Source organism: Geobacillus sp. WSUCF1, from assembly GCF_000422025.1.
GTDB lineage: Bacteria > Bacillota > Bacilli > Bacillales > Anoxybacillaceae > Geobacillus > Geobacillus zalihae.
On sequence record NZ_ATCO01000196.1, the window covers coordinates 1 to 5953 of the forward strand.

The 5953-nt window shown below is 36.8% G+C and carries 9 protein-coding genes; 1 reads left to right on the forward strand and 8 read right to left on the reverse strand.

The window, feature by feature from the left end; genetic code table 11:
• Positions 1-188 (forward strand): hypothetical protein (locus tag I656_RS19485; RefSeq protein ID WP_235048664.1); only part of this gene is annotated, 188 nt, incomplete at its 5' end.
• Positions 189-246: 58 nt separating this feature from the next.
• On the opposite strand, the gene I656_RS01455 is transcribed toward I656_RS19485, so the two are convergent.
• The 8 genes from I656_RS01455 to I656_RS01435 all read right to left on the reverse strand — a co-directional run bounded on the left by I656_RS01455 (position 247) and on the right by I656_RS01435 (position 5806).
• The gene (locus I656_RS01455; protein WP_020756629.1) at positions 247-1158 is read right to left on the reverse strand and encodes a hypothetical protein; all 912 of its coding nucleotides are present in this window, start codon (positions 1156-1158) and stop codon (positions 247-249) included.
• A 6-nt stretch (positions 1159-1164) separates the two neighbouring features.
• On the reverse strand, positions 1165-1647 hold the full coding sequence (locus I656_RS01450; RefSeq protein ID WP_020756630.1) for a hypothetical protein: 483 nt from the start codon (positions 1645-1647) through the stop codon (positions 1165-1167).
• Positions 1648-1797: 150 nt separating this feature from the next.
• On the reverse strand, positions 1798-2469 hold the full coding sequence (locus tag I656_RS01445; RefSeq protein WP_020756631.1) for a response regulator transcription factor: 672 nt from the start codon (positions 2467-2469) through the stop codon (positions 1798-1800).
• A gap of 25 nt (positions 2470-2494) precedes the next feature.
• Positions 2495-3499 carry a sensor histidine kinase gene (locus I656_RS19490; protein WP_235048665.1) on the reverse strand — a complete coding sequence of 335 codons (1005 nt, stop codon included), beginning with the start codon at positions 3497-3499 and terminating at the stop codon, positions 2495-2497.
• Positions 3429-4367: a hypothetical protein gene (locus I656_RS19495; protein WP_020756633.1), complete on the reverse strand. Its 939-nt coding sequence runs from the start codon at positions 4365-4367 to the stop codon at positions 3429-3431. Before I656_RS19495 ends, I656_RS19490 begins: the two co-directional genes overlap by 71 nt.
• Complete coding sequence (locus tag I656_RS19500) at positions 4345-4761, reverse strand: PDZ domain-containing protein (RefSeq protein ID WP_020756634.1); 417 nt, start codon at positions 4759-4761, stop codon at positions 4345-4347. The genes I656_RS19495 and I656_RS19500 overlap by 23 nt, the downstream gene beginning before the upstream one ends.
• Before the next feature lie 6 nt (positions 4762-4767).
• The gene (gene comX / locus I656_RS01440; protein WP_020756635.1) at positions 4768-4923 is read right to left on the reverse strand and encodes a competence pheromone ComX; all 156 of its coding nucleotides are present in this window, start codon (positions 4921-4923) and stop codon (positions 4768-4770) included.
• 19 nt (positions 4924-4942) lie between these two features.
• Positions 4943-5806, reverse strand: a complete 864-nt coding sequence (locus I656_RS01435; RefSeq protein ID WP_050483815.1) for a polyprenyl synthetase family protein — start codon at positions 5804-5806, stop codon at positions 4943-4945.
• Positions 5807-5953 lie beyond the last annotated feature (147 nt).

A 5953-nucleotide genomic window follows, 5' to 3' on the forward strand; every position in this document is an offset into this window, starting at 1 on the left:
TTTTTTCTGAACATACTCTATTTACGCTTGTGAGGGAAAATCAACAAATCAGTGATTTTTGCACATCTTTGGGCAGGAAACCGTATTGCTTGTCAAGTACATGTTGTGGTGAAGAGCCAGCAAATGAACGTTTTGGAAAAATCAAACCGCTTTTTGCCGTTTCTTTTCACGCAAAATTTCAGACTTAATCAAATTTTATACATCATTACTTCGTTTATAATGTGGGCTTTCATTGAAACAGAATTGTTAAAAACTTGTGAATAACTTGGTGTCTAAACTTTTATTAATTTCAATATTTTTTGTTTTTATTGATTCTTTAATGGTGCCTGAGGAATCAAAAACTTCCATTTGTATCATTATTCCAGTGTTTGGCTCTATATTTAATTTGAAAGTTTTTGCGTTATATCGTTTTGAATACTCACTATTCAGTTTACCTTCTATTACTACCGTCTTGACTCCTGCTATATTTTCCTGCCCTGTGATATCCCATCGTGCATCATCTGCTAAAAGTCCCATTGCTATATCTTCTGGAAATAAAGAAGTCTTCGCTATTCCCATATAGGACGGATCTATTCTGTGTATGTAGGCTTTTTCTCCATCTACTGTAGTAATCCGTTCATGGATGGTCGTGTTTTTTAAATAATTACGTTCCTTTTCACTCACTTTTCCTACTTTTACGATAGTTTTTATAGGAACATTGCTTTTAGTAACACTATTCGTTTGATAATCACTAGAACCACTATTGTAATTAATCAAATTTTCTCCATCATATACGCTCACTTCATAGCCTGGTTCAGCTGCAGTAGTTATACCATTCTTATTTTCCTTAGCCAGTCCGCGAACTTTTTCATAAGATTTGGGGCTGTCAGAAAGATCTGTTTGATAATCTACACTGATATGAAAATTACCTGATTCACTAAAATATTCAAACGATCCTTTTGCTGTTTTATAATGATCAATAGAATTTAACATCAAGGTTTGAATTTTAGTTTTTTGTTCATCTGTATTTTGCACTTTTACTTTTTGAATATTTGCGCTTGCCTGAGCCACGTTGTCTTGGCTTCCAGCAATATCTGTACCATTATATACCACTAATGAAACGGCTAATACCACACTAGCAACTCCAGCAATCAAAAATTTTTTCTTCAAAGCACTCACCCCTAATTAATAAGTAATTTTTGTAGCATCTGCTCCCACATTTCCTAACTTGGTAGTTAAAGATGTGTTAATTACAATCATATGATTCCACTCTTTATGGGTTTTAAGAAAATTCCAACCACCAGGTGCTGTATTTTGATTAATATACACAATACCGCCAAACTCATCTATTTGATAAGCTGTTCTTGGATTTGTAAAATCTTTATTGTTTAAGTAGACATAATGAGCGGCATTTTTGTCGTGTGCATAAAATCCCCAAATATACGCATAATCAGTATCAAAGCCATTAACGGTTGCCGAAACGATCCGATAATCATTGTAGTATCCAGAACCTGTCTTGTAGGTCCAATTTCCCTTTTGTTCACAGTATCCAGGGGCACTGCTTAAAGCATCATTATCAACGATATCAGTAGCTGCAAAAGTATTAGTTGAGAAGAAAGTGAATCCCATAACTAGCGAAAGAATAGATAAATAACCTTTTTTGAACATAAAATCCCCTCCCTTGTTCGATTTTTTATGATTCCTAATACTATAAAATGTAAATCAAAACGATCATTTTTTCACCGCCAACTTGTGTCGGAACCCCGCCATTTTTTGACGGTGCGCCCGCCAATTTTGGCGGACTAGACAAAAACGCCCTCATCCATCCGATGAGGACGTTAACAACATATAATGCTCTGGAATGAGTCCCAATTGTTTTGCTTTTTCCACCGCTTCTATCCGAGAAGATACACATAATTTTGAAAAAATACGCGATAGCTGTCTTTCTAGGCTCCGCTGGCTCATGCAGTGCTTTCTTGCAATCTCTTTATTGCTTAAACCGTTGGCAACCTCTATCAATATATTTTGTTCAAACATGTCGAGCGCGATATGTTCCTCCTCTTCTTCCATCCTAGCTTTCACTTCGAAAAGCCGCAGCTGGCGCAGTACATGCACAGGAATAACCGCCTCATCTCTTAACGCACAGCGAATCGCCGTCACTAATTGCTCGCTTGATGCGGTTTTACTGACAAAGCCTGTAATGCCTGATTCAATGAAATAATTTAAAAAAGGAACAATATCATATCCGGTATAGATGACAATTTTCGCATTTGGCTGTTTTTGGAGAATCCGCCTGCTTAATTCGATACCGCTCATATCCGGCATACGCCAATCAAGCAAAAACACATCATATGTACGTTGTTCCATCATCTGTTCCGCTTCTGTGCCAGATGTAACAAGTTCTACTTGGAAATCTTGTTCGCTCTCGAGCATATTCTTTGTCCCTTCACCAACAAGGCGATGATCATCGACAACCAAAATGTGAATCATCTAGTCATTTCTCTCCTTCCTATGCTTATAATGGAATGGTGATCCGTATATCTAGCCCCTCGCCAAGTTGTGATGTCATCTCGCAAGTTCCACCTAAGCCTTGCACACGCTCTTTTATGCCAAACAAACCAAGCTTTCCATCATAATGATTTAATTTTTTCATGTCTATACCTATACCATTGTCAACATAATGAAGTTGAACTTCCTCATTTTGAGTCTCCAATGTTAGTTGAATATACGATGCCTGCGAATGTTTCAGCGCATTGTTTAATAATTCTTGGATCATCCGATATATTGCAAGTTCTCGTTCTTCATCTAATTTGGTTGATACATGAATATTCCACTCCACTTTGATATTTGAACGCAAATGAAATCTTCTGATTAATTCGGCTAATGCTTCTCTTAATCCGACTTGTTCCAAAAACGGCGGTCTTAATTCATGGCACGTTTCTCTTGTTACATCAATCATATCTACGATTTCTTCTTCGATGTCGTTTAGCTGCTTTTTCATTTCTTCCATACGCATATTTTGAAAGCGCAAGCTCTCCACTTTTCGTTTTAAAACAATTAAATCTTGAAGAATCGTATCGTGCAAGTCAATGGCTAACTTTCTTCTTTCCTTTTCCGACCATTGAAAGATCAAACGAGTGAGCCAAACAGAATGGCTTCTTTCCTTTAAATTGTCTAACTCTTTGATGAAATCCTCTACTTTTAACATATTTTCAATCGTGACGCTGGCATAATAGACAATGGTGGATAACCAATCTTTTTGTTCTGCCCGAAATGGAATGGGATGTTTCTTTTTTCCTATCAATAGTAAAGGACTTTGTCGGAATGAGCCTACAAAAACCGCAAACAAACGCTTATTTTCAATCATTTTTCCAATCGAAAGTGGTTGACCATCCATCTTTTTGATTAACTTCATCCACTCTTTTTCATCGCAATGAAAAGGGGCTTGCCTATTTTGGACCGCCAATTGTACAAAAGCCAGATTCTCTATATCTAATACTTCCCTCACTTCTTTTTCCAAGCATTGGATGACTTCTTGCATATTTCTTTGTTTTTTTTAATGCTTCACCGATTCGATATATACTTTCTTGATAAAAGTTTTTTTGTACATATAACTTCGTTCTTAATGTTCGATCAAAATATCCTTTTGAATAGAGAACAAGGATATTGATTACATAAATCAGTAAAAACAACAAAGTGAGTTCAGCAAATCTCCTTGCTTCATGAACAAATTTGGCATAAAGCAATGTAACAAGAAAAGCCGGAAATAATGATAAAAGAGCATAGTATACAAAGTGATTGATGGAAAACTGCAATCGAAATAGCCGATCCGTACAAATCAAATAAAGAAAGACGGAAGGCAACACAAAAAACGAAGTAACGGTTAATTCAGCTGGTAGTACCCATTTTCCAATGATTAGAACGGGGAGATCATAAAATAAAACAAATGGTGCGGCAGATAACCCAATTGCGAAAAACACCCCTTTAACCGTATGTCGCTGTTCATCTTTTTTAAAATAAACGAATCCTTTTCCTAACAAAGCGAGAATGATGACCATGTTGATAAAAAATGTCGTCAATAGCACTTCCGCTTCACTTATCGAACGAAACGATAAAGACTCGAGTGAGACAACAAACATCAAAAAGTTAAACCCATAAAGGGAAAAGACAATTTTTTTCGCAAACCACACTTTCTTTTCTTTTTCAAAATAATGATAAACGAAATGCAAAAAGACAGCAGGCAATATTAAAAATATACCGTTAAACATTTGCCGTCCAAACGGTGCATATTTCGCTGATAAGCTGGCACTTATATAACAAATCCCTATCAATAATAAAAAGCAAATAAGCACGGTTGCCGATTTGTCATTCGGCCGCAGACGAAGCAAAAAAAATGCTTAAACTAATAGTGAATAGAAAAAAACCCGCCGGTAAGGCAATATAATACAGCCATTGTTCCGTTCCATGCGATTTATAGTCAACCTTCAATGTTTGGATTTGATTTTCTCTCTGAATCGTTATTGTTTTCGCTTGTTCAATTGTTTTGTATTCCCGGACAGTAAAATGGGAGAGCGGAGGCTTTCCATCCACTTTCAGCACTTGATCATTAATATGAATACCATGTTTTTTTGCCCAACCAAACTCGTAAATATCGTTAACAATAATATCACCATTCTTGTTTTCTATTACATCCATACCAATCAATGGATGCCTAACATTTAAAATGGTTAAATATAGCGCTGCAATCAAAGCAACAATCATCGCAATGACTGTTCGATTCATCTTTACCTACTTCCAATATCCAAGCAGCTCCGTCGATTCACTAAATACCTTTACAACCGCTTTTACCTCTAACTCACTTAAACCGATCAAGCTCACCGTACCATTTTGTAATTTTTCGATGACTTCTGGATGTTCTACTAAAAAGCGAATGATTTCTTGCATCGCAGATCTCCCTCCAACATTACAAAATCATTGTTTTCAGTACGGATTTGTACCTATCGTCTACATCCAGTTTCTCGATTTCTTGCAAAGCCTTTTCCTTGTAAATCTGGCTTATCACTTTAGCATAATAAAACGCTCCTTCCTGTTCCATTTGCTGAAGTGCTTTTTCTTTTTGGACATACATCCGATCGTAGTCTATATCGTTGTTGAAATACTGCTTCCACAAGTTATTTTGTTTGCTTTCTAGCATATACAAAATCGGAAGCGACTTTTTCTTTGCTTGAATATCCGCTTTTTTATCCCAGTTGTATAGCGCATCAAGATCATTGTCGATTTGTGCTGCAATGCCGATGTAGCGAGCATATGTTTCAATCGCTGCGATGTCCTCTTTTCCTGCTAATAATGCTCCGATGACACAAGCCATCGCAACAAGAGAGCCTGATTTTTTCTCTACCATTTTTAAATAATCTGCCTCTGTTTGTACGTCACACCCCACATCAAGCTGTTGTCCGTGTACACTTTGCAACAAGCAAGACGTAACATATGACAGTGCCTTTAATTTTTTATTACTAGAAATCGGTACATTCGCAATCGCTTGCTGACCAAGCAGCAAGAACCCGATCGCAATATGAAGAGGAATAGCTGTATCCTCGAAACGATCTTGATCGACTATATCATCAAATAAATCCCCAGCAATCACGATCAATTCAATAGCCGCTGCGATATATGTTGAGTGATCTCCTTGTATCGAAAACAAGTCATAATGCAAATAAGCCAACCGCCCAAACAACAAATCGCTCCCTTTCATATGTTGCTCGATTGCCACGAGCATGTGCGCTTTCAGTTGTGGTTCCGACACCAATTGTTCCACGATTTCTTTCATTTGTTTCGCTATTTTTTTCTTTTTCACTCATCCTATCGCACCTTGAACAAATATTTACAAATAATATTGGACAAATTCAATGAAATTCCTTCCTGAAAAATAAAAAGACTTGTCCAAGATTGTGACAAGTCTGGTAAAAAACATCAT

Bases quoted from the DNA above. Each gene is read 5' to 3' on its own strand.
- I656_RS19500 (WP_020756634.1), bottom strand. From the start codon at position 4,761: ATGAATCGAACAGTCATTGCGATGATTGTTGCTTTGATTGCAGCGCTA.
- I656_RS01450 (WP_020756630.1), bottom strand. From the start codon at position 1,647: ATGTTCAAAAAAGGTTATTTATCTATTCTTTCGCTAGTTATGGGATTC.
- I656_RS01445 (WP_020756631.1), bottom strand. From the start codon at position 2,469: ATGATTCACATTTTGGTTGTCGATGATCATCGCCTTGTTGGTGAAGGG.
- comX (WP_020756635.1), bottom strand. From the start codon at position 4,923: ATGCAAGAAATCATTCGCTTTTTAGTAGAACATCCAGAAGTCATCGAA.
- I656_RS01435 (WP_050483815.1), bottom strand. From the start codon at position 5,806: ATGAAAGAAATCGTGGAACAATTGGTGTCGGAACCACAACTGAAAGCG.